The following is a 24,467-nucleotide window of genomic DNA, read 5'->3' on the forward strand; positions in this document are numbered from 1 at the left end:
CTCTCCTTCGCCGGTGCTCCGGCAGATCGTCGTTGATCATGGATGGACGGAAGCGAAGATCGCGTTGCATTGCTGCTGCAGCTCGATGTCGGCCCACATCGCGTGCTGGGGTGCCGCGTTGGAGCAGACGATCGATCCCCAGGCGCCGACCCGGGCCGACTCGGCCATCGCGAGCCGGCAGAACTCGGCACCCACCGGGCCCTCCTCGAACCGGCCGTCGGCAGGGGTGTAGCCCACCCAGCCCTCGCCGAAGACCAGCGGTACGTCGTGCCCGACGGCCCAGTCCGCGGCCACCTCGATCCATTCGGAAAGCCGTTGTCGCATGGCGATCCGGTGCACCTGGTAGTGGTCGTAGAGCCAACGGTCGAACGCCTCGGCGTCACACCAGTCGTGGACGTACATCTCGACCCGATTGACGATGCTGGCGTTCTCCTTCCAGTGATCAACACCGGCCGGTCGCCAGCTGTCGAAGGGCGGCGCTTGTGGCTGCAGCAGCTCGGCGACTCCCGCCGGGTCGAAGTCGGCGACCGGTCGACGGATCCCGAAGGTGTCGATCAGGTCGTCCAGGACGCCGTACACGTAGGGATGGCAGACCAGCACGTCGACGTTGTCCGGGATGCCGCGCATCGCACCGGTGGGCACGCCGGCATAGTTCACGGTGCACGGCTGGGTGGGGTGTCGATCATGGAAGCGGTCGATGGCCGCGGTCAGTCGCGGTTTCAGCCCGATCAGAGCCTCCGGACCGCGGCGGTGTTCCAGGTCGGCGGTCAGGTGACCGGTGACGACCTCGTTGTGCAACTCGGTGAAGGCGATCCGATCATCGAGCCCCTCGGCGATCAGCAGGTCGATCAGGTCGGCCTGGGCGTCGGCGAGCGCATCGGGCCGTTGCTCGGGGTCGATCGCCTGCAGCGCCTCGTGCCATCCCGGTTCGGCAGCGAACGCGGGACTCTGCTGATACTCCCAGGAGGAGATGATCACGAAGCAGTCGTGCCGTCGGGCTGCCCGGAACAGTTCCAGCAGTTGCTCGCGGGCGTTGATCACGGTCGGTTGGGCGACGTCGTACCAGCGGGTCCGGCGTCCGACGCCTCCGCTGCCCGGAGTCCCACCACCCAGCGGTTCCAGACGGAAGTGTTCGGTGGCAAGGCCGGACCGGAAGAGCAGTAGCGGCATGGCACAGATCCGGATCGTGTTGTAGCCGCGGTGTACCGCGTCGGTGAAGGCACGATCGAGGTCGGCGAACGGTTCACCCGGGCCGGTCCGGACATACCAGGAGAAGTCCCAGAGGGTGATCGTCAGCTTCTCCGGGAGTCCGGGGCGGATCCGATCGGAGGCGATCACGGTCATCGGCGTGCTCCCTGCTGATCAGCGAGCAGCGATCGCAGGCCCTCGACCCGTCGGTCACGTGCCCGGTGCGGGTCGTCGGAGAACAGCAACAGGTCGGGCAACGAGGTGGCGAAGTAGTCGATCGTCGGTTCGGTGCCGGACATCTCGTCGAGGTGGTCGACCATGCCCGCCGTCAGCCGGTCGGCTGCGGCATCGTCGCCGAGCCTGCGCAGAGCCGCGATCGAGGACACGGTCGCCTCGCTGTACGGGATGCTGGCCATCGACTCGAAGTCGGTCACCTGATCGGCGGCCGATCGCCAGGCCTCGCGGGCCTGCTCGGGCCGTCCGGCGGCGGCCTGTGCGTCTCCCAGGGCGAGCTGCAACTCCGCGGAATTGGCCAACGGGTGCCGTGCCTCGCCGAGGGAGGGCGGCGGTTCGAGCGCCCGACGGATCGCCGCGATCGCGTCCTCGGGTCGGCTGTCGTCGACGGCCCGACGGGCCCGGCCCAGCTGGATGTGATCCCAGCACCGCAGCACCGCACCCTCGCCGCCTTCCCACGGTTGGAAGGCCCGTGCGGACATCAGTTGCTCGGCCTGGTCCAGCGCTCCGGTGGTGATCAACAACTCGGCGTAGCGGACGGTCAGATCGTCTCGTTGAGCAACCTGCTGGAGGTGCTCGGAGAGGATCGCCAGCCGCTGTTCCGCCGTGTCACCGGCGAGCTCGGCCAGCCGGTCGTACTCATGCCACAGCCGGGCGTCCATCGGTGCGAGTTCCAGCGCACGCAGATAGTAGGCCCGAGCAGTAGCCAGGTCATGATCGACATTGACCGCCGCCAATCCCAGGTTGCGCCAGATCACCGGCCGTTCGGGGTCGAGCTCGACGGCCCGCCGCCACTGGCGGACGGCGTCGCGGTGACGGTCCTGCGCGTAGAGCCAGTGGCCGAACAGTCCTCGCGCTGTCGGATCGTCTGGGTGGCGGTCGATCGTCGCCTGCAACACGTCGGCATCGTCCAGTCTGGCGGGGAAACAGGAATGATCATCTGTCGCCCGAGCCTGTGCTGCCGCTGCGTCCGCCATACCTTCGTCCTCGCGGTGCAGCGCCCACGCGGCCCGGTAGTAGTCGATCATCGGGCCGAGAGCGGGGGCGCCCGGGTCCCGGAGCCGATCGGCGTCGGCGGCGTCCTGCAGGACCCGGAGCGCTGCATCGAACTCGCCGCAGCCGGCGTACTCCAAGGCCACGTCCAGGCAGGTCTGAGCGTCGGTGGTCAAGGGCAGACCGGCCAGGTCCCGAGCCCACCAGTGCAGCGGGTCGGTTCGGAGTTGATCTTGGAGCTGCCGGTCGGCCTCCGATCCGCGACCGAGACGGCGCAGGATGATCACCCGGAGCGCGGACGCCTGGAGGTGATCGGGCTCGGCCGCGGTGACGTCGGACAGGTGGTGTAGCGCACTCTGGTCGCGGCCGGCAGCGGCGTCGATCCGAGCCATCCGATAGCCGGCCGGTCCGCGCCAGGCCCGGTTCCAGGTCGCCTTGGCGTAGGCGTCGTACGCGATCTCGGCGTCGCCGGTGCGTTCGGCAGCGAGCCCGAGAAGATACCAGGCCTTGCCGTCCGGTGGGTTGGGGTTCCACTCGGTCAGTCGTTCGATCGCCGTCCGGCACAGCTGGCTGGTCCGATCGTATTCGCCGCGTCGGTAGTGGTGCTCGGCCAGCGCGATCAGCGAGCCGGTGTGGCCCGGATCGCGGCGCAACGCCTCCTCGAAGTAGGGCACCGGTGACCTCGTCGCATGCCGATACTGGGTCAGGTGTACTCCGATCAGCCACAGCCGTTCGACACTGTCGACCGCCTCCGGTGCCGGCGGCTCGACCGCCGGATGCAGTGCTCGTGATTCCGTTGCCCGGTTGGCCTCCGGGGCTTGCGGCCGGGTGGTCGCCGGGACCGGCCAGTCGAGCAACGGGCCGTTGGCACCGTGGATCTCCAGTCGCGCCCCGGCGGGGATCGGACCGTTCGGTCGGATGTCGCAGCGTGCCGCCTCGCCCGGAGCGAGGTCGGTTCGTTGGGCGGCGATCAACCTGCCGTGGCCGTCCCGCAGCTCGATCCGAGCGCCGTCGATGATCTTGGTCGCTGCGATCTGCGCCTGGTAGCCGTTCGACTCGGTCTGTTGCCAGCGGATCGCGATCTCGGTGTTCGCCTGCTGCACCGGACCGATCCCGGAGATCGGATACCAGTATTGGGAGAACGTCTTGGTCTCTCCCGGTGCGATCCAGGAGAAGTCCGGTTGGTTGTCGGTGTAGACACCGGCCATCAGCTCGATGTAGGCACTGCCGTCGTCGGCGAGTTGCCGATCCCAGGCACGGCCGAACGGCGCGTTGCCCCAGGTCCACTGCTTCTTGCCAGGGGCGATCCGATGGTCGGCAACATGGACGAAGCCGGCGTCGGCCGCGTGGTCGTAACCGCCGAAGAAGTCGCCCGAACTGTCCACGCACATGTAGGAGGTCGGCACGTCGATGTTGCGATACCAGTCCAGCCGATCCCCGGGGACACCGTCGATCACCCGTGACGCGCGGGCCGGGTAGTCGATGCCGTAGTACGGTCGATCGGCCGCGGGGAACGACGTCACCGCACGTTTGGCGTGGTCGGCGACCATCGTCACGTCGTCGGGGAAGAAGGACTGGTAATGATCATGAGTCCGGGCGGCGACGTTGGCCCACCAGAGGAAGCTCTGGGTGAGTTCGGATCGGTTGTAGAGCCGCACCCGCAGCTCGACCAGGCTGGATTCGGGGCGCAGCCGGACGCCGTGCATCCCCTTCATCCGGAGCATCGGGTCATGATCGGAGCACCAGACCGTCACCGCCCCGTCCGGCTCACGCTCGATCTCGACCGAGCAGGGCAGGAAGCTCGCCGGGCGGTGATGCTGCGGCCAGTTGAACTCCACACCGCCGGCGATCCACGGTCCGGCCAGCCCGACCAGGGCCGGCTTGATCACCTGGTTGCGGTAGAAGAAGTCGTAGGCCGGATGTTTCGTCTTGTCCAGCGCGCAATGGATCCGGCCGCCGAGACCGGGCAGGATCATCAACCGGACCCAGTCGTTCTCCAGATGGACCGCATCCCAGCTCACCGGCCGAGGCTCCGCGGCGATCCGGTCGAAGAAGGGCAGCGGATACACCCGCCCGGACGACCCCTGGTAGACGCGTTGATCAAGATAGGCGGGATAGCGATCGGGCGGCTCGGGCAGGTAGCTGTCCATGGTCACCGGCTGCCGCCATCCGGCGACCCGGTGGTCGGCAAGCTCCGGCGGCCGCTGCGGTAGCGGCGTCGGGGTGCCGGTATCCCGCCCGGTCGTGTCGTCGTCGATCACAGCACAACGTTAGGGTCCACGATGACCCGGCCGGAATGGCCGATTCACCAGCATCCCTGGACGATTCGATGATCAAACCTCTGGCATCGCGCTACCGGCGGGCGTAGGGTCGCGATCATGCTGATGCCCGAGGGGTTTCCGGGTCAGCGCATCCGGGTGCTGCCACGGCCGCTGGTGACCAGGGCCATGCGGCAGCAGCCGACGGCGCGCCTGATGGTCACCGATGCGGGCCAGTTTCCCCATGCAGCAAACCACGGACGGGCGCGGCGCCGCGGTGCTCCGGAGGCAATCGTGATCTTCTGCGTAGCGGGCATGGGTTGGTGCGAGACCGACGCCCAGGTGCTCCCGGTGCCGACCGGGTCGGTGCTGGTGCTGCCACCACACCAGCCACACCTCTACCGAGCCGACGTCGCCGACCCCTGGACGATCTGGTGGTGTCACCTGGTCGGTGGTGATCTTGATGCGCTGCTCGACGGGATCGGTCGCGGCACCGAGCATCGCGTCACCGAGGTCCACGATCGTTTTCGGATGGTTGCCTCGTTCGATCAAATCGTCAGCGCGTTGGAAACCGATGAGACGATGCCCAACCTGATCACCGCCGCCGGCGCGGCCTGGGGGCTGATGGCCCAGATTGCGGCCGACCGGATCTCCGGCGTCGGTCGCAGCGAGCCGGTCCGGCTGGCCAAGGAGTATCTGCGCGCCAACTTCGCCTCCCAGATCAGCCTTCCGGAACTGGCCCGGTTGGGCGGCGTCAGCACCTCCCATTTCTCGGCCTTGTTCCGGCGGTCCACCGGCAGTGGCGTCACCGACTACGTGAAGAGCCTGCGAATGGCCCGGGCCCGAGAGCTACTGGTCACCTCGGACCGCAATGTCGCCGAGATCGCCCACACCGTCGGCTATGCCGACGCTTTCTACTTCTCCCGACAGTTCAGTGCCATGCATTCGGTCAGCCCGACCGCCTACCGCCGCAGCTTCCACACCTCGGACTGACACTCCTTCCCCTCCGCGTCCATTCCAGGAGGACATCTCTGATGACAGCCCAGGCCGCCGACCTGTTGACATTGCCGTTGGATCGCGTCGCCGTCGTGCTGATCGATTTCCAGAACGACTTCTGCAGCCCCGACATCGGGGGCGGCGATCCGCCGCCACCGAACACCCACAACGAGCAGACGGCTCGCCGGGCCAACTCCTTCGCCGAGCAGGCCGGCGCCCTCGGAGCTCACCTGATCTATACCCGGCAGGTCCTGGACATGGACATGCTGACCGAACGGCAGCGGCGCTGGGAGTCACCGAGCGGACTGTGCGCGGTCGGCAGCTGGGGCGCGGAGTTGTACCTTCCACCGGTCACCGGTTCGGTGATCGTGACCAAGCATCGCTTCGACTGCTGGCAGAGTCCCGAGTTCGTGCGTGCGCTCGACGAACGGGGTATCGACGGTTTGATCATCTGCGGTGTCGAGCTGGTCTGCTGCGTCCTGTACGCGACCCAGGGCGCTGCCGAGCGTGGCTACCACTATCTCGTCCCGACCGATCTTGTCTCGGGTCGCGATCTCGGCGATCAGACCGACAACAGGGCGGTCCGGGACTACCTGCGGCACAACCAGCCGGATCGCCTCACCACCGCTGCCGAACTGCTGGCCGTCTGGCGATCTTGATCGACGCGTCGGGATCGCTGCCGGTGAGACGGGAAAGTGATAGGGATAAGTGTCCGCTGACGCCCGCGGGCTGAGTCGGATCGGAGCTCCATGATCAACGGCAGGCAATCGACGTTCCGTTCGTCACGACGGTCAGCGGGACGGCCCGCCGTACTGCGCCGGACAGCAGCAGTACCGGTCGCTCTTCTTCTGGCCGGCACGGGCCTGGTCATCGCCGCGGCGCCTGCTGCGGCCGACCCCGAATGCAAGAGCTACCACGATCTCAACGGAGACAACCAGGCAGACACCGTAGTTGGCGCGCCAGGTGTCGTGGGCGGATCCGCACCGCGTGACGGTCAGGTCACGGTCCACCTGAGCAACGGCAAGACCGAGACGATCGCCGGCAAACCGGGCTTCGGTTCGTCGCTGACCTTCGTCTGCAACCAACTCGTCATCGGCAGCCCGTACGAGAGCGCCGCGGGTATCGCCGAGGCCGGCGCCGTCCACGTCTACGGCCCCACCGATTCAGGCACGATCGAGCGCCGCGCCACCTACACGGCCGGCCGCAACGGGGTTCCGGGCACACCGCAACAGGGCGCCCACTTCGGCACAGCGGTGGCCTCCACGCCGGACGTCCGCCCCGGGAGCGATCCCGGCTCGCAGCGGCTGTACATCGGCATCCCCGGCGAGGACGTGAACGGGATCGACGGAGCTGGGCGGGTGACCTCCTTCACCACCGGGACCGGCGATGGACCGGTCGGCGCCGCGCGGACGACCACCTACGCGACTCCTGGCGTCGCGGGCGTGCCGTCGCCGAACGCCGGGCTCGGGACGACGATCAGCGTCGATGCGGGGATCGTGGCGATCGGCGCGCCCGGGCAGCCGGTCGGCGGTGTCGCTCGCGCGGGCAAGGTCATGATCGAATCGATCAACAACGACTTCACGACCTACTCGTTGAGCCAGGACAGCAGGAACTTCCCCGGCACCGCGGAGACCGGTGACCGGTTCGGCTGGTCGGTCCACGTCGCACCGTCGGTCGATTCGTCGCCGACCAGACTGCTGATCGGTGTCCCGGACGAGACGATCGACGGCATCGTGCACGCCGGCGCCGTTGACGTCGTCCCGTTCTCCGAGGCGACCGGTCGGCCGAACGACAAGATCGTGGCCTGGGATCAGGACTCGCCGGGGATGGCCGGAGCGACGGAGCAGGGCGACCGGTTCGGCTGGGCGGTCGGCTCGGCGGTGATCGGGGATCTGCAGCAGCTGGTCGTCGGGACGCCGTACGAGGCAATCGGGGACCGGGAAGCGGCCGGGATGGTGCAGACGATCCGCACCGGTCTGGCCTGGACCCAGTCGACCCGGGGAGTCCCGGGCACACCCGAGTCCGGCGACAGGATGGGCGCTTCGCTGTCCGGATCGATCATGGGTCTGGCCATCGGGTTGCCGGGTGAGAACGACGCGTCCGGTGCCGTGATCGTGGGAGTACCCCAGGACGAGGAGACGCCGGAGTTGTTGCTGCCGCAGAGCTCCGGATCGCCGGCCTGTTTCGGATCTGCCCTCCAGCATTGACGATCCGGCCACGGTGCCCCACACAACGCATGCCATACGATCAGCCGACAGCAGGACGACCGGGAGGTGAACCCAGACCGTGATGCGATCAGGTAGACCAGTCATGGCCCCCTCGACGGAGCACACCTCGATGTCTGAGGATCGCGCGGCGGCGTACTCCCATGCCTGGATCGCAGCCGTTCCGAAGATCGAATTGCATGTCCATCACGTCGGCGCGACCTCTGCCGACACGGTCGCTGATCTTGCCGCACGGCATCCCGAGTCCGGCGTACCGACCGACCCCTCCGCACTCGAGGAGTTCTACCGATTCACCGACTTCGATCATTTCCTCCAGGTCTACGCTGCCATCTCCCGGCTGCTCTCCACCCCGGAGGACGTGTATCGACTCACGGTGGGAAATCTTGCCGATCTTGCAGCTCAGCACGTGCGCTATGTCGAGATGACCGTGACCCCCAACGGGATCCTGACCGGTGGTGTCCCCCGCGAGGGCCTGGTCGAGGCTCTGGATGCGGCCCGCGCTGCGGCGGCCCGCGACTGGGATCTGACAGTCAACTGGATTCTCGACATCCCCGCCTTCACCGGCGAACCGGCCGAGGTGGTGATGGACCTGTGCGAGCAGCGGCAGCCGGCAGGTCTGGTCGCGCTCGGGCTGGGTGGACCGGAGACTCCGCGGGCCGACTTCGCTGCGTACTTCGGCCGAGCGCGAGCGCTCGGCCTGGGGTCGGTACCGCACGCCGGTGAGGCGTCCGGCCCGGAGAGCATTCGGGCTGCACTGCAGGTGCTCAAGGCAGACCGGATCGGGCATGGGATCCGGGCCGTGGAGGATCCGGCCGTGCTGGTCGAACTGGCCGATGCCGGCGTGCACCTGGAGGTCAGCCCGACCAGCAACGTTCGGACGCGGGTGGTGCAGACCTACGAGGACCATCCGCTGCCGACCCTGCTGGCTGCCGGCGTCCCGGTGTCGATCAACTCCGACGATCCTCCGATGTTCGGCACCACGCTGACCCGGGAGCTGCAGATCGCCGCACAGCTCGTCGGCTCGGAACAGATACCGCGCTTCCTGCGCAACGCCATCGGCGCCTCCTTTGCCAGCGACACCGTCAAGAGGTCCTACCTCGCCGAGCTCGCCGACGCCGAGACACACGCCCGGGATGGGTGACCGGCGGCAGCCTGCTGCTCCCGGGTGTCCCAACGATGGCAGGGGCGGGCCCGGTCGCCGACCTTCAGCGGGTGTGCGCCGTGATGAACCGCAGCATCTGCTTCGAGGCCGCCTGCAACCAGGTCCGACGATGCGGGCACGCGGTCTTGGCCTGTTCTCGATGAGCTCGGGCAGGCATCCAGCAGATCTGCCCCGGCATCAGGGATCAGGGTGTCGGGATCTGTCCGAGCGGCTGCTGGTCCGACCGATTCAGGTCCCAGAGCCAGATCGGCGGACCCGCTTGTTGATCTTGACGCAGGTAGTTGGCGGTGGACTGCGATCCCGGTGTCATACCCGGTTGCAGGATCAGATCGACTGCCTGGTCGACGGGCACGAAGCGTGCCTCGATGATCAGGTTGTCGGGATCATGCGGTGCGAATCGATCTCCGATCACCGGTTCTACAGCAACGGTGAAGGCGAGGAACAACAGCGGCTGATCGCGGCCCGGCGCGTAGTGCTGACTACCGAACGCCAGCGACCCTACCGACCGGACCGACAGCCCGGTCTCTTCCTCGACCTCTCGCCGGACCGCGGCATCGAGTAGCTCGCCTCGCTCCAGGCGACCTCCGGGGATGACCCACTGGTCGGGGCCTTCACCACCCAGAGTGTGCTCGTGCACCAGTAGGACAGACTCGTCCCGTCGGACCACGCCACCGACAACCATCGCTGCGCGAGTCCATCCGTCTGAGGCGTCAGTGCTCATCGCCGAACCTCCCTGATCCCGAGCGCTCACTCACGTTCGACCACGGCGAACCCGGGCAGCGGCGGTCAGCAGATCTTGTGCTTCTGCCAGCGCAGATCCTCGTCATGATCGATCACCGTGAGTTCCCGATCCTGCCAGTAGTACTGCAGGCTCGGATCCTGCCAGCCCTGATACACCTCGTCCCAGTCCAGGATGCTGCAATGCGGCGTCAGCGAACCATGGGTGATCTCCTCGTCGGAGCGTTGATAGCGCAGGTCGAGGGACAGCCGGACCAGGTTGCCGAGCTTATTCGGCGTGCCGCGATGCACCGTCAGGCTGTTGAAGGTGAGCACGTCACCGGCGGCATAGTCGGTGGTCCCCCAGGCCAGGCCCGAGTCGCAGATGTAGGCCTCCAACTCGCCGGCCCCCTGGGCGGCGTGATAGGTCAGCAGGCCGTCCTTCTGCGATCCCACCAGCACGGCCAGACCACCGAGATCACGCGGGCAGTCACCCAGCGGGAACCAGGCCGTCCAGACGTTCTTCGTGCCCTGGATGTGGATGAAGTCCTGATGCGGCGGCGTCGGGGTGAACGAACTGCCGGGGATCATCACCCGGGCGATCGACAACGGCTGCCGCAGCGGCTGCATGCCCAGAAGCCCTGCATACAAGGAGATCATCGCCGGATCGTGGCCGATCGCGTGGAACTCCTCGATCCGATAGATGTCGCGATAGGCGTCCAGCGGGATGCCCGTCCCGCAGAACGCGGCTTCGACCGGCGGCACCCGGTCGAAGGACTCGACATCGGCGACACCGTCCATCGGGTCGGTGCCGTCGACCAGCCAGCCGTGCCGCTGGACCACTTCCATCATCTGGCGACGCAGGCCGAGCACCCGGTCGCGGTCCAGCAGGCCACGGAAGAACAGGTAGCCATCCTCCGCCGAGCGTTCCAGCAGGGCCTGCGGATCGCCGAGCAGTGGCGTCGAGTCGGTCAACTCGACGGTCGGATTGGTCGTCGGGCTTGCAGCGGTGGTCATCGTCGACTCCCCATGAACGTGGATCGGGTGATCTTGGTCATTGGTCGGTCACCATTCAAACCCGTGAAGGGTCCGCCGCGCCATGGTGGAATCGATCCGCTTCCTGGACGATTCGCCGTTCAGCCCAAACCGTTCAGCCCAGGAACGGTGACGTCCCCGGTGCGTCCGCCCAGTCGTAATGCCGCCGCAGCTCACCGAAACACCAGTCCGCCGGCGTCGACGAGTACGTCCCGTCGATCGCCTGCACCGAGTCGGGTCCGCAGCCGTCCCCTGCGTCTCCGCCGTCCAGTGCGATCCGCAGCGCGGCGGCCAGGTCGGCGTCGGTCTGCTCGGTCCGGGACCGCGGGTCGATCGACACGAACAGGGCCGTTCCGGAACGCGCCACCAGATCCAGGAACTGACGGTTCAGCTGCCACGGGACCTGCGGCGTGCACGGCACGCAATCGGCATCCACGGTGAAGAGTCGGCGATGCTGGACCAGCCGATGAGCCAGCGTGTTCACCCCCATCCGTCGGGTGCGTTCCCAGTCCCGTCCCGACGTGTCGTCACCGGTCCGTTGGGCGTCCACCACACCGGCCGCCAGATGACCGATCGTGTTGCAGCCCAGCAGCAGCGCCGAATCGGCCGCCTCCCGGATCACGTCGTAGAAGGTGTTGATGATCTCGGCGTTGGTCCGGCTGCGATCTGCGAACGACCAGCCCGCAACGGTCAGCTCGGCACCCATCGCCGGACCGAACCGGCCGAAGATGTCGTAGCTGCTGAAGTCGTGCTTGATCAACTCATAACCCCAGCCGCGGAACCGACGAAGATCATCGGTGACCCGGTCCAGCACCTCCGGACGGGTCGGGTCGAGGGTCACCTCACGATCCCGATCCGGCCGCGGGATCGCCAGCCCGCGGTCGGACTCGGCCCGGGACCGCAACGGGCGGAACCACAAGCCGGGGCGGGCGCCGATGGCGGTGATCTCGGCTGCCACCTCGGCCATGTCGTCGAAGATTCCTGGAATGCCTTCGTCCCAGGGACCGCCGGAGCCGGGCCCGCCGGCGTTCCAGCCGTCGTCGATCACGCTGTACGGCCGGACCGGGTGTCGGTCCGCCAGTTCGACCACGGTCCGGGCGTCGCCGAGCACCGCCTCGCGGTCGAAGCCGACGCCGTAGGCGTAATACCAGTTGTTGGCCCCGACCAGCGGCTGCTGCGGCAACAGGCCGGCCGACCGGCGTCCGGCCATCGCATCGACCAGATCGCGCTGTGCCTGCTGCGGGGACCGGTCGACGCTGTCGATCCAACGCACTGTCGCCAACGCGATCTCGCGATCACCGGGGACCAGAGCGGATCCGCCGTTGCGGACGTCGAGCCACAACGAGATGCCCTGCGGATCGACCGTCCAGAAGCAGAAGGCCGACGGGCGGACGTCGACCCCGGCACCGATCACGGCACCGGACGGCTCGTCCCATCCGGTCCAGTACCACGGCAGGACACGTTCGGGACGCAGCCGCTCCCAGCCGAGCTCGCCGTAGGAGCGTTCCCACGCGTCGCCGCTGACCGTCATCGTCGCCGGTGACCGCCGCCGCCACCGGAGAACGATCCTGGACACCTCGCCGGAGGTCCGCAGGCCGATCGTCAGACCGGCCGGATCATGATCATTACCGGTTGTGCCGAGATCGACGACCGTACGACCCAGGGTCCAGCGGTTGCCCGCAGCAACCGCTGCCGCCAATCGGTCGTCGATGTCGTCCTGGACGAAGACCGCGTCCGGTTGCGGCGTCGGGACGATCGCGTTGTTGATCATCAACTCGTTGATCATCAGTTCTGGGCTCCTCAGACTGCGGTGGCTGTCGGGACCGCATCCTGCCAGCTACCGATGATCAGGACGGCACGTGGTCGGCCACGGTCCTCGCCAGTGCACCGATCTCGCCCGGGCCGACCCGGCAGCAACCACCGATCCAGCGTGCCCCGGCATCGCGCCACAGCGGTGCCAAGGCCGGGTCGAACCCGGACGGTCCGATCCAACGGCGAGCGGTCGCGTCCCATCCCCGACCGCTGTTGGGATAGCCGACCGCCGGTTTCCCGGTGATCTTGGCCGCCTGCCGGACGGCGGGCAACACGTCCGACGGCCGACAGCAATTGACGCCGACCGCGATCACATTCGCCGCCGATCCTGCGACCGCGAACGCGTCGGCGAGCGGCTGCCCGGCCCGGGTACGGTCGCCGTCGATGGTGTAGCTGAACCAGGCCGGCAATGCGAGCTCGTCCAGGATCGTCACCAGCACCTCGGCCTCGTCGACGTCGGGGATGGTCTCCACCGCCAACAGGTCCGGCCCCGCGGCGGCCAACAGCTCCATCCGCGGGAGATGGAAGTCCCGCAGTGCCGCGGCGGACAGACCGTAGCGGCCCCGATACTCCGAGCCGTCGGCGAGCACCGCGCCGTACGGTCCGATCGAGGCTGCAACCCAGCGTTGTACGCCGTCACCGGCCATGCTGTCGCGGACGTCGCGGGCGATGGTCACGCTGGAACCGACCAGCGCCGCACCGTCGGCTTCGGCCACCCCGGCAGCGGTCCAGCCCGGGACACTGGCCTGATAGCTGGCCGTCGTCGCCACCCGGGCACCGGCCGCGTAGTAGGCCCGGTGGACCTCGGCGATCTCATGTGGCGCGTCGCGCAGCAGTCGCGCCGTCCACAGCCGATCGGACAGGTCGTGGCCGCGGTCCTGCAACACGTTGGACAGACCGCCGTCGATCACGATCGGGCTGCCCGCTGTCGCCGCAGCAACCGGCTGGGGCCGGGGATCGGAGCTCACACCAGCAGTATCCCTCGGGGCCCCTGGACGGGAACCGCTGGACTGGAACACTGGCGTCGTGACCCACCTGCAGCGGCGGAGCGTATTTCGCGCGAGTCTGGGCCCGGCCTGGCGTTCGGCGTCGGCCGAGGCGATCCGGGATGCCGTCGGGGGCCGGCGGGTGTTGATCACCGGCGCCTCCTCGGGGATCGGGCGTGCCACCGCCGTGCTGCTGGCCCGCCACGGCGCCGAGCTGATCGTGCTGGCCCGACGCGGTCAGCTGCTGGCGGCCCTGGTCGCCCAGATCCACGCTGCCGGCGGCCGTGCCGAAGCCGTACCCTGCGATCTTGCCGACCCCGAGGCGGTGGCCGCCGCGATCGCAACGATCGGCCCGCAGCCGGTGGAGATCATCGTCAACGCCGCCGGACTGTCGATCCGGCGCAGCGTCACCGAGCTGGTGGACCGGTTCGACACGGTGACCCGGACGATCTCGGCCAACTATCTGGGGCCGGTCCGGCTGGCCACCGGGCTGCTGCCGGCCACCCGATCGGCAGCGCACGGCCAGCTGATCGAGATCAGTACGGTGACCGTCGACCTGCCTGCCCCCGGCTGGTCGGCCTACGCCGCCTCCAAGACCGCCTACGACACCTGGTTGCGGGCTGCCGGCCCGGAACTCCTCGGCGACGGCGTCGCCGTCAGCAGCGTGCACCTACCCCTGGTGCACACCGCCGGCAGCGCTCCGACCTACGGTCCACGGACACCGGGCCTGACCGCAGACGAGGCCGCAGAGATCATCGCCGCCGTGATCGTCCGATCGCCACGGGTCCTGATCCCGTGGTGGGCACGCGCCGGAGCGGCCGGCTGGCGATTGACCCGCCCGCTCACCGACCGGGTTGCCGGCGTGCTTCATGCCCGAGCCTTTCAGCGGATGGGTCGACCACGGTGACGTTCATGGATCTAGGTGCTGCCGTGTACGGGGTGCTGCGCTATGGCGCAACGCCGGCTGCGGTCGGATTCCTTGCTGGACGGCGATCCGCGCCGGTGCTGTTCGACGACGACGGTGCGGTCTCGGGTGCAGATCTCTGGGCTGCGGTTCAGGCGACCGCGGCCGATTGGGCGCGGCGCTCCCCGGGCCGGCACCGCATCGGCGTGCTCTGCGATCAAGATCGCAACTTCGTCATCGCACTGCTTGCCGGCTCCGCACTTGGCTGGGACGTCGTCGGGTTGGGGCCACGCAACGACGACGCACGACTGGCGTCGATGATCGACCGCCACCGCCTCACTGCGATCGCCGGCACCGACCGCTCCCGGTTGGCGTCGGTCGCCGGTGATCATCCGGTGCTGCCGATCAGCACCGGTACCGAGACTGCCGGCCGGCGGGCGCCGAAGCCGCGCCGCAGGGGACAGGTGATCCTGCTCAGCAGTGGTACGACGGGCGCGCCGACGGCCTCCGGTCGCCGTCGCTACGGTCCTGGCCTGGCCCGACCGGTGATCGGGTTGTGGCGACTGCTGCAGCCCGCCGGTGGCCCGATGTTGATCATGGCACCGCTGTGGCACGGGTACGGGCTCGGCATGCTGATGTTGGCGCTGGCCGGCGGCGTACCCGTCCTGCTGACCCGGCGACGATCCGCGGTCGACCTGGCGACCATCGCCGACCAACGGCACGTCCGGACGATCGTCGTGTTGCCGGTGCAACTGGCGGCGCTGATCGAACGTTGGCCGAGTAGACCTGCGTCGCTGCATCGGGTGATCACCGGCTCGGCGCCGCTGTCACCGGATCTGAGCCGACGTGCACTGGATGTCGTTGGGCCCCGGCTGATCAATCTCTACGGCAGCACCGAGGCCGGCTGGGCCACCTGGGCGACCCCTGCCGACCTCGCCCGGGCACCGGGGACGGTCGGCAGGCCGGCTCCCGGCGTGCGCGTGACGATCATCGACGGCCAGGTGCATATCGACAGCCCGCTCGGGACCGACCCACGCCGCCCGACCCCGACCGGAGACCGCGGCCACTTCGGCGATCACGGCGGTCTGATGATCGACGGCCGGCTGGACGACATCGTGATCATCAACGGCAACAACGTGTCGCTGTCGGCGGTGCAGCGAGCCCTCGACGATCATCCGCAGCTCGACTGGGCGCGGGTGCGTGCCGAGGCCGATCCGATCCGGGGACACCGACTCATTGCCGACGTCCGTACGACCTCCGGTGCCGACCTCGCCGTGATCGTCCGACAACTCGCCCGGGTGCTGGACTGGTACGCGGTCCCGAGGCTGCGCTCGGTCTCCGGCTCGACGCCGGATGACGGCAGTTCGGGTGAAGGTCTTCCGGAATCCGCTTGATGGGCGCAAGATTCCGTCATGGCCATCATTGAACCGCCCCGCAGATCGCGCCGTGTCGTGCTGAGTGCGGCGCTCGGCGGCACCGCTGCCGCCCTGACCGGCAGCTCGATCGCCGCGGCGAGTCCACGGGACATCACCGACACCTCGACCGGACAGTCCGGCACGCCGCACCGGGCCGTCGGCCGGCGTAGCGCCGGATCCGGGACGCCGACGATCACCGCCGACGACCTGCGATTCACCCCGCACACCCGCCTGCGGCGCGGCCGGGCCCGCCAGGTCGGACTCGAACCGGGCCGTATCGACAAGATCACCGACGACATCGGCCGCTTCCTCAGTCCGACACCCGAGACGCCGGCCCATCCGGAATATGCCGGCGCAGCGGTGATCGCGGTCAAGGACGGAGTGATCGTCGCGAACGAGGCCGCCGGCAAGGCCGTCCGTTACGGCCTGGCCGACACCACCGTCATCGAGTTGCCGGCCGATCAGCAGATCGACGCCCGGACCGACACCATCTGGGACCTGGCGTCGATGTCCAAACTCTTCACCGCGACCGCGGTCGTACAACTGATCGAACAGGGGTTGGTCGGCCTCCAGGATCCGGTCGTCGACCACCTGCCGGCCTTCGCCTCCCACGGCAAGTCCGACATCCTGATCCGCCATCTGCTGACTCACACGTCGGGACTGATCCCGGACCCGATCCCCTCACTGTGGAAGGGATATGACAATCACGACGACCGGGTGGCCGCGATCCTGGACACCACGCCACACGCCGGCCCGGGCGTCGAATACGTCTACTCCGACATCAACTTCATGACCTTGGGTTTGATCGTGGAGAAGGTCTCCGGGCAGTCACTGGACCGCTACGTCCATGATCACATCACCGCACCGCTGGGGATGCGGGACACGATGTACAACCCGCCGGCGTCGCTGAAACACCGGATCGCCGCCCAGGAATACGAACCGTGGGCCGACCGTGGCCTGGTCTGGGGCTCGGTACACGACGAGAACGCCTGGGCCCTGGACGGCGTCGCCGGCCACGCCGGCGTCTTCTCCACCGTCGGCGACATGGCGATCTTCGCCCAGACCTACCTCAACGGAGGCAGCTACCGGGGTACGAGGATCCTTCGCCCGGACACGGTCCGGTTGATGCTGCACGACTACAACGGCGAACAGTTCCCCACCGACACCCACGGGTTGGGTTGGGAGCTCGGACTGGTCTGGTACCACGCCGCGCTCTGGTCGCCGGTCTCGTTCGGCCACACCGGATTCACCGGCACCTCGATCGTGGTCGACCCGATCGACCGCCAGTTCGTGATCTTGATGACCAACCGGGTGCATCCGGATCGGGAGTGGGGCAGCAACAACCCGTCCCGGCGAGCGGTCGCCGACGATCTCGGGCTGGCGACCACGATCCGCCCGAACAGCGGTCGGCAGGCCTGGTTCAGCGGTCGCACCGACAAGACCACGACGACTCTTGACGTCGGGCTGCCGGCGACGGCCGACGGTCGGCTGGACTTCGATCTCTGGTACGACACCGAGCCGCTGTACGACTACGGCAGATTGCAGAGCTCGACCGATGGCAGCACCTTCGCCGCCCTGCCGTTCCGGTTGCGGGGCAGGGACATCGTTGCCGAGAGTGACGGCTCGGTCAACGGCTACGGCGGACGGCGTTGGCTGCACTGCAGTGCTGACCTGCCCGACGGCACCACCCGGCTGCGCTGGAGTTACCAGACCGATTCCACGTCCCAGGGCCGCGGCATCTATCTGGACGACATCGTCGTCCGCTCCGGGCCGAAGACCGTCTTCGATTCGGGGCGACGCCGGGACGCCGCCGCGATCACCACGAACGGGTGGCACCTCTCCCCCGGCGGCTGAGGTCCGGCCGCGGCTGCGGCGTGTCGTTGCCGAAGCTTCGCCTTGGGATGTCTTCGCATCCGCGCAGTTTCGCGTACGGTGTAAGGAGGACTGCACCGACGAAGGTTCCCCCATCATGATCTTCCTCTACATCGCGATCGGCTGGATCGTGCTGCTCGTGCTGTTCGTGATCTTCTGGGCCCGTTTCGCCGGTCGCAGGCGGGATCTGAGCGATTCCATCGAGCAGGACCGGGCGCGTTCACCCCGCTTGCGGGTGGTCGACGACAACCCCGACGACGAGAAGCAGGACCCCAGCGACGTCGCTTGAGGGCGCCGATTGGCTGCACGGAACCCTGCCGGGATGCGTATACGTTGGGGCGTGTGCTCGAGGGACGCGTCGTAGCTGACGCCGGCCATGCCGTCGCGGGAACGGAACGGTCGGCGAGTTGGCCGATCCTCCGCCCCGTGCTGGTCTTCCACCTGGCCACCCGGCTGGTGATCATCGTGGCACTGCTGATCGCCGCCGCGATCAGCGAGCGAACCTTTCCCGAGGTCGTCCTGCGCTGGGACGGTCAATGGTTCGAGCGGGTCGCCACCGAGGGCTACCCGGCCGACCTGCCGATCGGCCTGGACGGCAAGGTCGAATCCAATACGACGGCGTTCTTCCCGGTATTTCCCCTGCTGGTCAAGGGATTGATGACGCTAGGGATGCCGTTCTGGCTCGGCAGCATGATCATCAACCTGGCGGCCTCCAGCGCCGCGGTGCTGCTGATCGTGCTGGTCGGTTCGCAGTATCTGGATCGTCATGCAGCCCAGTTGCTCGGCTGCGTCTGGACGACGTTTCCACTCTCCTCGGTGCTGACGACCGCCTATTCTGAGGCGGTGTTCGGCGTGGTTGCGGCGGCATCGTTGCTTTTCATGCTGCGTCGGAACTGGGTGCTGGCCGGGGTCGCTGCAGCGCTGGCGGGGGCGACCCGACCGACCGGGATCGTCTTTGCCGGAGCCGTCGGCCTTGCCGCGCTGATCGCGATCGCCCAGCGGCGGGAATGGCGCAGTGCGATCGGCGCCGCGATCGCTCCACTCGGCTTCCTCGGTACGGTCCTCGGTACCGGGCTGTACGCCGGGCGATGGGACGCCTGGGCGGTGACCGAGCGGGACGGCTGGCACCTGAAGCTCAACTTCGGCGCCGGCTGGCTGAAGTGGCTCGACCTGTCGGCGTCCACGCCGGTGGGATACGTCCACCTGGTGACCGCGACCATCGTGGTCGTGCTGCTGATCCTGACGATCATCGCCATCGCCCTTCGGCCACCGGTGCCGATCATCGCACTGATGGTGGTCGGCGCATTCGTGGCCTGTGCCTATGACGGGGTCGGAATGAACGCCGCCCCGCGGAACATGATGTCGATGTTCCCGATCTTCGCCCCGGTGGCGATCCTGCTGGCCCGCTGCCCGGCCGGTGTCCGGTGGACCGTCCTCGGCATCGGTGCCGTCGTGTCCGCCGTGGTAGGTGCCGCGGTCTTCGCCTTCGTCCCGCTGCCTCCGTAGCCGAGGCTGGTGATCGTCGGGAGCCTTCGACCGGCCCCGAGTTGTTCGAACCAGCCCCGCGATCATCGTGGCGCTGTTACGGTTTGAGCCGATCACAGCACGACTGGAGGATGAGCATGTCGGTGCCTCCGGGAGGAGGTCGGTCGCCCGTCGCGCGCCCCAGGATCTCGATCATCCGTCGGACGTTGGCGATCATCGGAGGCGTACTGCTGGCGCTGTTCGTCGCGTTGTTGATCATCGGATTGGCGATGCCCGATCCGCCGACAACGGTCGCGCCGAGCGTCTCGGCGTCGACAACCGGGCCGTCGGCCTCTGCCGCGACTTCCTCGGCGGCCGCATCACCCGACGCCAACTCCGCACGGCCCAGTTCAGCACGGCCCACTTCCGAACGCCCCAGCCCGAGTCGATCGGCACGGACGACGCCGGACCCCCTGCCCCGCAAGAAGAACTCGACATCGCCGACGTCGGCACGAGCTCCCGCCGACAGTGCCCTGGCGGCGGTTGCGGCTCTGACGGTGAAGGGGCGCGCGGCCAAGACCGGCTACGTCCGCGCGCGCTTCGGCTCGGCTTGGCCGGACAGCGATGACAACGGCTGCCGGCAACGCGACGATGTGCTCAATCGGGACCTGCGATCCAAGACCTTCGACGGGTGCAAGGTGCTGACCGGAGTCCTGGACGACCCGTACACCGGGAAGACGATCTTGTTCCGGCGCGGGCAGCGCAGCTCCGCCGAGGTCCAGATCGATCACGTCGTGGCGTTGTCCGATGCCTGGCAGAAGGGCGCCCAGCAGTGGAGTCAGCAGACCCGGGTCTCCTTCGCCAACGACACCCTGAACCTGCTGGCGGTCGGCCAGTCGGTGAATGCGTCCAAGGGTGACGGTGACACCGCGACCTGGCTGCCGCCGAACAAGCCGTTCCGCTGCCAGTACGTCGCCCGTCAGGTCGCAGTCAAGAAGAACTACGGCCTGTCGGTGACCGCCGCCGAGCGGGACGCCATGGTCCGCGTACTCTCCGGCTGCCCGAAACTCCGATTGCCTGTGCGTACGGCGATCCCGGCCCACCCGGCGCCGCGGCCGAAGCCCGAACCGCCGGCACCGAAGCCACCGGTCCGACAGCCCTCGGCGGCTGCCGGTGGCGGCGGCAACTGCGCACCCGGCTATGACCCGTGCATCCCGCCGTACCCGCCGGATCTGGACTGCTCAGACGTCGACGGACCGATCAGCGTCTCCGGCGACGACCCGCACGGACTCGACGGAGATGGCGACGGCGTCGCCTGCGAGTCGTCCTGACCGTCGACCATGATCAACTCCGATCACCCGGTCGGTGTCGTCCTCGTCGCGCTCAGGCTCCGCAGCTCGCCGAGCACATCGTCGGAGGTCTGGGCGAGCGAACGCTGCTCACCGTCCTGCAGCCATTGCGCGAAGGCAAGGGCAAACACGGTGGAGCCCGATTCGGCAGCCAGGGTTGCGGCGGGTTCGGCAATCCCGCGCGCCCGGAGCGCGCCGGCGACGGCCGTGGCCAGGGCTGCGAGTTTGTGTGACTCGCGTTCCTGCAGTGCCGGGTTCTGCTCGATCACCGCTTGCCGCATCCGCGAGTGGGGCCGAAGCTCGTCAGGGAAGAGCGCGGCAGCAGCCCGCAACGCGTACCCGACAGCATCGAGTGCGGAGGCGTCGTCCGGAGCATCCTCAACCCCGGAGACGAAGGCCTGCAGGACGTTCTGCTGACCATGGAACAGGACCTCACGCTTGTCGCTGAAGTGTCGGAAGAAGGTGCGTTCGGTCAGCCCGACCGACGCTGCTATCTCCGCGGCCGTCGTCTGCTCGTACCCACGGCTGGCGTACAGCTCGAGCGCAGCAGCCTGCAGTCGCTCCTTGGCCCTCGGTTCCCAACGCACCATGGGTCGATTCTAGGCGTGATGACAGGGACTGTCGTCACAGGTGTATGGTGATGTCTGTCGCTGACATCAGTCGCTGACATCACCCACTCGTGGCTCCGCTCCGGTTGCGGAGCCGAGGGAGACAGACATGCACGTATTCGTCACCGGAGCCTCCGGCTGGATCGGCTCCGCCACCGTCGACGACCTGCTCGCCGCCGGACATCGGGTCACCGGACTCGCCCGCTCCGACGCGTCGGCAGCCGCCCTGGAAGCGAAGGGATCGGCCGTCCTCCGCGGCGACCTGGACGACCTGGCCGGCATCCGGTCCGGAGCCGAACAGGCCGACGCCGTGATCCACCTCGCCAACAAACACGACTTCTCCGATCAGGCAGCATCGAACGCCGCCGAACGGGCCGCCACCCAGACCATCGGTGACGCCCTGGCCGGCAGTGATCGCCCGTTCCTGATCGCCTCCGGACTGGCCGGCCTGGCCAAGGGCCGTCCGGCCAGCGAGGACGATGCGTCCCCGTTCCACGGCCCGGACGCGCCGCGGGGCGGCAGTGAAAGCCTCGCCCTCGAGTTCGTCACGCAAGGTGTCCGTTCGGTCGGCCTGCGGTTTGCTCCGACAGTGCACGGCGCCGGCGACCACGGCTTCGTCGCCTTCCTCGCCGCCGTCGCCCAGCAGAAAGGGGTCTCCGGCTATCCCGGTGACGGCACCAACCGCTGGGCCGCCGTGCACCGCACCGATGCCGCCCGGCTCATCACTCTCGGGCTCGACAAGGCACCGGCCGGCTCCCGCCTGCACGCCGTCGCCGAAGAAGGCGTGCCGACGCGCACCATCGCCGAAGCGATCGGCCGCACCCTCGATCTCCCCGTCACCTCGATCGCCCCGGACGATGTCGATGATCATTTCGGCTGGATCGGTGCCTTCTTCGCGATGGACCTGTCCGCGACCAGTGCGGCCACCCGGCAGTTGCTCGACTGGGCTCCCACCGGTCCGACCCTGATCGATGATCTCGACGCCGGAGCGTACGGAGTCGCCGAGTAGCGCTTCACCGCCTGCCATCGCGGACGTAACGTGCTGATGCTGCCTAGGAAGCAAAGCCGCGGACGGTCGCTCGGATCGTGTCGGCATGCTCATAGATCTGATCAAGGCTGTCGATCGCGTGCCGGGTCTCGTTCTTCTGTTCATCGAAGAGCCCGAGGTATTTCTGCTTCTTGCCGTTGAACCACAGCCGCGCGATCGTCTTGCGGTTGTTGTCGTCGAGCAGCACCGCGAAATAGGACTTGGCGTCGCGATGCACGACCCGCTGCGGCTTGACGTCGCCGCAAGCAATGGCCTTGACGATCTGATAGCCCTCCAGTTCCTCCAATGTCGTCTCGATCTCATGGTCCTGCATCAGATCGGACGCAGCCGGCGGGCCGCTTGTCAGTGGCCCGCCGGTCTCAGCCGGAGACACGACCGGGGCTATCGGGGTGGTCGCTCCGAGCGCGGTCTTGAGCCGGTCATTGACCTGCTCGTTCACGAACTGTTTCGCTGCCTTCTGCACGAGGGCGGTGAACTGCACCCGAGTGTCCTGTGTGAACCGTCCGTCGTAGACCTGGGCTGTGAAGAGCCGGACGAAGGACTCGTCCGGATCCTTGAACTGCTCGGCGATGGCCCGCTTGAGGGCACCGACGTATTTGAGCTCCTCGGCCGCACTGATCACCGACTCGAGGTCGAAGCTCTCCTTCGTCAGCTTGCGCAGCTCGGGCAGCAGGGTCTCATCCATGTCCAACAGATCCAGCACCAGGAAAGGACGATCGTCCATTTTGTTGGGCGCGTCGAGATCGGTATAGAAGTTGAACACCTGCCCGTTGGTCAGCACCGCGATCCGCGCGTTCGTCACGGAGAAGTAGCGGAAGAGTTGCGCGGCGTGCTCGATCCGGAGCGCGTCTCTCGAGGTCTTACACTCCATCAGAATCTGCACTTCGCCGTCGCGCATGATTGCGTAGTCGACCTTCTCCCCACGCTTGACCCCAACATCAGCGGTGAACTCCGGCACCACCTCGAGCGGGTTGAAGACGTCGTACCCGAGCACTGTCGAGATGAAAGGCATGACGAAGGCATTCTTCGTTGCTTCCTCGGTCTGGATCGCGTCGCGCTGGCTGTGAACTTTGGCCGCCAATGCGCCCAGGGCATCCTCGAACTCCATTGTTCCTCCGCCGTTGGTTCTGCTTGTCGAACCGTATCCGGCAAGCGCCATCGCGGGGTCCGTCCGTGCTTAGTCGGGACCTTGGTCCTTGGCACGGGCGAAAGCGATCCGGGCACCCGGCCGGCGGAATACGGTACGGGTCATTGGCGCAGCGAGCAGTGCAGCAACTCGCTGGTGCGGGGCAGACACCCCAGCATTGCCGGTACCCGCGACGATTTCCGGATGTGCCGACCGCCTGTCTCGCACTGCGAAGGGCGTGCGTGGGCCACGAGGAATCTTGATCATGAACCACCCAACACAGAACGCCGACTGGCAACACGATCAGCAGGATCCGCCACCGCCTTGGACGCAGCCGGGGTCGCCGTCGGATGATCCGACGGCACCCGACCATCGGCCGCGCCGGCGGCCCGGAAGGCTGATCGCAGCGATTGCTGCGACCATCGGTGCCTTCGTCCTCGGCATCGTCATCGGAGTCACCGGGCGTGGCGAGGCGAGCACCGCAAATCCCACCACGACGGTGACCGTGACCCAGACACCCGAGCCGGCTCCCACCGTCACCGCGACGGCGACCGCGACCGTCACCCAGAAACCGAAGCCGGCTCCCACGGTCACCGCGACTGTCACCGAGAAGCCGAAGCCGGCTCCGACCGTCACCGTCACGGCAACAGAGACCGCGGCGGCTGAGGACGACACGGCGGCCGGGGACTCGACCGGCGAGGACACAGCGGACGGAGAGACCGACACCACAGCGCCGGACGACGCGTCCGACGGGACCACATCTCGTGACCAGGCAGTTGCGAAGGCCGAGGAATATCTCGAGATCTCGGCCTTCAGCAAGAGCGGCCTGATCGAACAACTCGAATACGAGCAGTTCAGTTCTGCCGATGCCAAGTACGCGGTCAATCACATCGCCGTCGACTGGAATGAACAGGCGGTGAAGAAGGCCAAGGAGTACCTCGACACCCAGTCATTCCCCCGAGCAGGATTGGTCGAACAACTCAGCTACGAGGGCTTCACCAACCACCAGGCCGAGCACGGCGCTGCCGTGGCGTTCGGCGATCAGTGACTTCTCCTGCCGTGTTCCCGTCAGTTC

The 24,467-nt window shown here is 67.7% G+C and carries 20 protein-coding genes; 12 read left to right on the forward strand and 8 right to left on the reverse strand.

Annotated features, from left to right (window positions below; all coding sequences use genetic code 11):
• Nucleotides 1–36: 36 nt before the first annotated feature.
• Both BLU38_RS11765 and BLU38_RS11770 read right to left on the reverse strand, forming a co-directional pair.
• Nucleotides 37–1,344: a cellulase-like family protein gene (locus tag BLU38_RS11765; RefSeq protein WP_091524811.1), complete on the reverse strand. Its 1,308-nt coding sequence runs from the start codon at nt 1,342–1,344 to the stop codon at nt 37–39.
• A complete protein-coding gene (locus BLU38_RS11770) occupies nt 1,341–4,676 on the reverse strand; it encodes a DUF5107 domain-containing protein (RefSeq protein ID WP_091524815.1) in 3,336 nt (1,111 codons plus the stop codon). Before BLU38_RS11770 ends, BLU38_RS11765 begins: the two co-directional genes overlap by 4 nt.
• A gap of 117 nt (nt 4,677–4,793) precedes the next feature.
• On the opposite strand from BLU38_RS11770, the gene BLU38_RS11775 reads away from it, so the two are divergent.
• From BLU38_RS11775 to add, 4 genes are all read left to right on the forward strand, one after another.
• The gene (locus BLU38_RS11775; RefSeq protein ID WP_197680086.1) at nt 4,794–5,666 is read left to right on the forward strand and encodes an AraC family transcriptional regulator; all 873 of its coding nucleotides are present in this window, start codon (nt 4,794–4,796) and stop codon (nt 5,664–5,666) included.
• A gap of 41 nt (nt 5,667–5,707) precedes the next feature.
• Nucleotides 5,708–6,328: a cysteine hydrolase family protein gene (locus BLU38_RS11780; RefSeq protein WP_091524819.1), complete on the forward strand. Its 621-nt coding sequence runs from the start codon at nt 5,708–5,710 to the stop codon at nt 6,326–6,328.
• Nucleotides 6,329–6,637: 309 nt separating this feature from the next.
• Nucleotides 6,638–7,876: a hypothetical protein gene (locus BLU38_RS11785; RefSeq protein ID WP_091524822.1), complete on the forward strand. Its 1,239-nt coding sequence runs from the start codon at nt 6,638–6,640 to the stop codon at nt 7,874–7,876.
• 130 nt (nt 7,877–8,006) lie between these two features.
• Nucleotides 8,007–9,035, forward strand: a complete 1,029-nt coding sequence (gene add, locus BLU38_RS11790; protein ID WP_091524825.1) for an adenosine deaminase — start codon at nt 8,007–8,009, stop codon at nt 9,033–9,035.
• 205 nt (nt 9,036–9,240) lie between these two features.
• On the opposite strand, the gene BLU38_RS11795 is transcribed toward add, so the two are convergent.
• The 4 genes from BLU38_RS11795 to mmuM all read right to left on the reverse strand — a co-directional run bounded on the left by BLU38_RS11795 (nt 9,241) and on the right by mmuM (nt 13,588).
• Nucleotides 9,241–9,777 (reverse strand): NUDIX domain-containing protein, encoded by a 537-nt coding sequence (locus BLU38_RS11795; protein WP_197680087.1) that lies wholly within the window; start codon nt 9,775–9,777, stop codon nt 9,241–9,243.
• Nucleotides 9,778–9,842: 65 nt separating this feature from the next.
• A complete protein-coding gene (locus BLU38_RS11800; RefSeq protein WP_091524830.1) occupies nt 9,843–10,790 on the reverse strand; it encodes a phytanoyl-CoA dioxygenase family protein in 948 nt (315 codons plus the stop codon).
• Nucleotides 10,791–10,923: 133 nt separating this feature from the next.
• Nucleotides 10,924–12,594, reverse strand: coding sequence for an alpha-amylase family protein (locus BLU38_RS11805; protein WP_091524833.1), 1,671 nt, complete (start codon nt 12,592–12,594; stop codon nt 10,924–10,926).
• A 61-nt stretch (nt 12,595–12,655) separates the two neighbouring features.
• Nucleotides 12,656–13,588 (reverse strand): homocysteine S-methyltransferase, encoded by a 933-nt coding sequence (mmuM, locus tag BLU38_RS11810; RefSeq protein WP_231920302.1) that lies wholly within the window; start codon nt 13,586–13,588, stop codon nt 12,656–12,658.
• A gap of 58 nt (nt 13,589–13,646) precedes the next feature.
• Here mmuM and BLU38_RS11815 point away from each other — a divergent pair, with 58 nt between their 5' ends.
• From BLU38_RS11815 to BLU38_RS11840, 6 genes are all read left to right on the forward strand, one after another.
• Nucleotides 13,647–14,513, forward strand: a complete 867-nt coding sequence (locus BLU38_RS11815; RefSeq protein ID WP_157683399.1) for an SDR family NAD(P)-dependent oxidoreductase — start codon at nt 13,647–13,649, stop codon at nt 14,511–14,513.
• A gap of 5 nt (nt 14,514–14,518) precedes the next feature.
• Complete coding sequence (locus tag BLU38_RS11820) at nt 14,519–15,904, forward strand: AMP-binding protein (RefSeq protein WP_157683400.1); 1,386 nt, start codon at nt 14,519–14,521, stop codon at nt 15,902–15,904.
• An 18-nt stretch (nt 15,905–15,922) separates the two neighbouring features.
• A complete protein-coding gene (locus BLU38_RS11825; RefSeq protein ID WP_091524844.1) occupies nt 15,923–17,779 on the forward strand; it encodes a serine hydrolase domain-containing protein in 1,857 nt (618 codons plus the stop codon).
• A 115-nt stretch (nt 17,780–17,894) separates the two neighbouring features.
• On the forward strand, nt 17,895–18,086 hold the full coding sequence (locus BLU38_RS11830) for a hypothetical protein (RefSeq protein ID WP_091524847.1): 192 nt from the start codon (nt 17,895–17,897) through the stop codon (nt 18,084–18,086).
• A gap of 53 nt (nt 18,087–18,139) precedes the next feature.
• Nucleotides 18,140–19,303 carry a hypothetical protein gene (locus BLU38_RS11835; protein WP_157683401.1) on the forward strand — a complete coding sequence of 388 codons (1,164 nt, stop codon included), beginning with the start codon at nt 18,140–18,142 and terminating at the stop codon, nt 19,301–19,303.
• A gap of 116 nt (nt 19,304–19,419) precedes the next feature.
• Nucleotides 19,420–20,592, forward strand: coding sequence for a GmrSD restriction endonuclease domain-containing protein (locus BLU38_RS11840; protein ID WP_231920303.1), 1,173 nt, complete (start codon nt 19,420–19,422; stop codon nt 20,590–20,592).
• 23 nt (nt 20,593–20,615) lie between these two features.
• Here BLU38_RS11840 and BLU38_RS11845 read toward each other — a convergent pair whose 3' ends face one another.
• Nucleotides 20,616–21,200, reverse strand: a complete 585-nt coding sequence (locus BLU38_RS11845) for a TetR/AcrR family transcriptional regulator (protein ID WP_091524853.1) — start codon at nt 21,198–21,200, stop codon at nt 20,616–20,618.
• Nucleotides 21,201–21,327: 127 nt separating this feature from the next.
• On the opposite strand from BLU38_RS11845, the gene BLU38_RS11850 reads away from it, so the two are divergent.
• Nucleotides 21,328–22,227, forward strand: coding sequence for an SDR family oxidoreductase (locus BLU38_RS11850; RefSeq protein WP_091524856.1), 900 nt, complete (start codon nt 21,328–21,330; stop codon nt 22,225–22,227).
• 43 nt (nt 22,228–22,270) lie between these two features.
• Here BLU38_RS11850 and BLU38_RS11855 read toward each other — a convergent pair whose 3' ends face one another.
• Nucleotides 22,271–23,374: a type I restriction endonuclease gene (locus BLU38_RS11855; protein ID WP_091524859.1), complete on the reverse strand. Its 1,104-nt coding sequence runs from the start codon at nt 23,372–23,374 to the stop codon at nt 22,271–22,273.
• Nucleotides 23,375–23,657: 283 nt separating this feature from the next.
• Here BLU38_RS11855 and BLU38_RS11860 point away from each other — a divergent pair, with 283 nt between their 5' ends.
• Entirely contained in the window at nt 23,658–24,440 is a 783-nt protein-coding gene (locus BLU38_RS11860; protein ID WP_091524862.1) for an Ltp family lipoprotein, read from the forward strand.
• The last annotated feature ends 27 nt before the right edge of the window (nt 24,441–24,467 follow it).

The organism is Microlunatus soli (assembly GCF_900105385.1).
Classification (GTDB): Bacteria; Actinomycetota; Actinomycetes; order Propionibacteriales; family Propionibacteriaceae; genus Microlunatus; species Microlunatus soli.

Coding starts and splice junctions, on each gene's coding strand:
- BLU38_RS11845 (WP_091524853.1), bottom strand. CDS start 21,200: ATGGTGCGTTGGGAACCGAGGGCCAAGGAGCGACTGCAGGCTGCTGCG.
- BLU38_RS11840 (WP_231920303.1), top strand. CDS start 19,420: ATGTCGGTGCCTCCGGGAGGAGGTCGGTCGCCCGTCGCGCGCCCCAGG.
- BLU38_RS11830 (WP_091524847.1), top strand. CDS start 17,895: ATGATCTTCCTCTACATCGCGATCGGCTGGATCGTGCTGCTCGTGCTG.
- BLU38_RS11795 (WP_197680087.1), bottom strand. CDS start 9,777: ATGAGCACTGACGCCTCAGACGGATGGACTCGCGCAGCGATGGTTGTC.
- BLU38_RS11820 (WP_157683400.1), top strand. CDS start 14,519: ATGGATCTAGGTGCTGCCGTGTACGGGGTGCTGCGCTATGGCGCAACG.
- BLU38_RS11855 (WP_091524859.1), bottom strand. CDS start 23,374: ATGGAGTTCGAGGATGCCCTGGGCGCATTGGCGGCCAAAGTTCACAGC.
- BLU38_RS11780 (WP_091524819.1), top strand. CDS start 5,708: ATGACAGCCCAGGCCGCCGACCTGTTGACATTGCCGTTGGATCGCGTC.
- BLU38_RS11850 (WP_091524856.1), top strand. CDS start 21,328: ATGCACGTATTCGTCACCGGAGCCTCCGGCTGGATCGGCTCCGCCACC.
- BLU38_RS11800 (WP_091524830.1), bottom strand. CDS start 10,790: ATGACCACCGCTGCAAGCCCGACGACCAATCCGACCGTCGAGTTGACC.
- add (WP_091524825.1), top strand. CDS start 8,007: ATGTCTGAGGATCGCGCGGCGGCGTACTCCCATGCCTGGATCGCAGCC.
- BLU38_RS11805 (WP_091524833.1), bottom strand. CDS start 12,594: ATGATCAACGAGTTGATGATCAACAACGCGATCGTCCCGACGCCGCAA.
- BLU38_RS11775 (WP_197680086.1), top strand. CDS start 4,794: ATGCTGATGCCCGAGGGGTTTCCGGGTCAGCGCATCCGGGTGCTGCCA.
- BLU38_RS11825 (WP_091524844.1), top strand. CDS start 15,923: ATGGCCATCATTGAACCGCCCCGCAGATCGCGCCGTGTCGTGCTGAGT.
- BLU38_RS11860 (WP_091524862.1), top strand. CDS start 23,658: ATGAACCACCCAACACAGAACGCCGACTGGCAACACGATCAGCAGGAT.
- BLU38_RS11765 (WP_091524811.1), bottom strand. CDS start 1,344: ATGACCGTGATCGCCTCCGATCGGATCCGCCCCGGACTCCCGGAGAAG.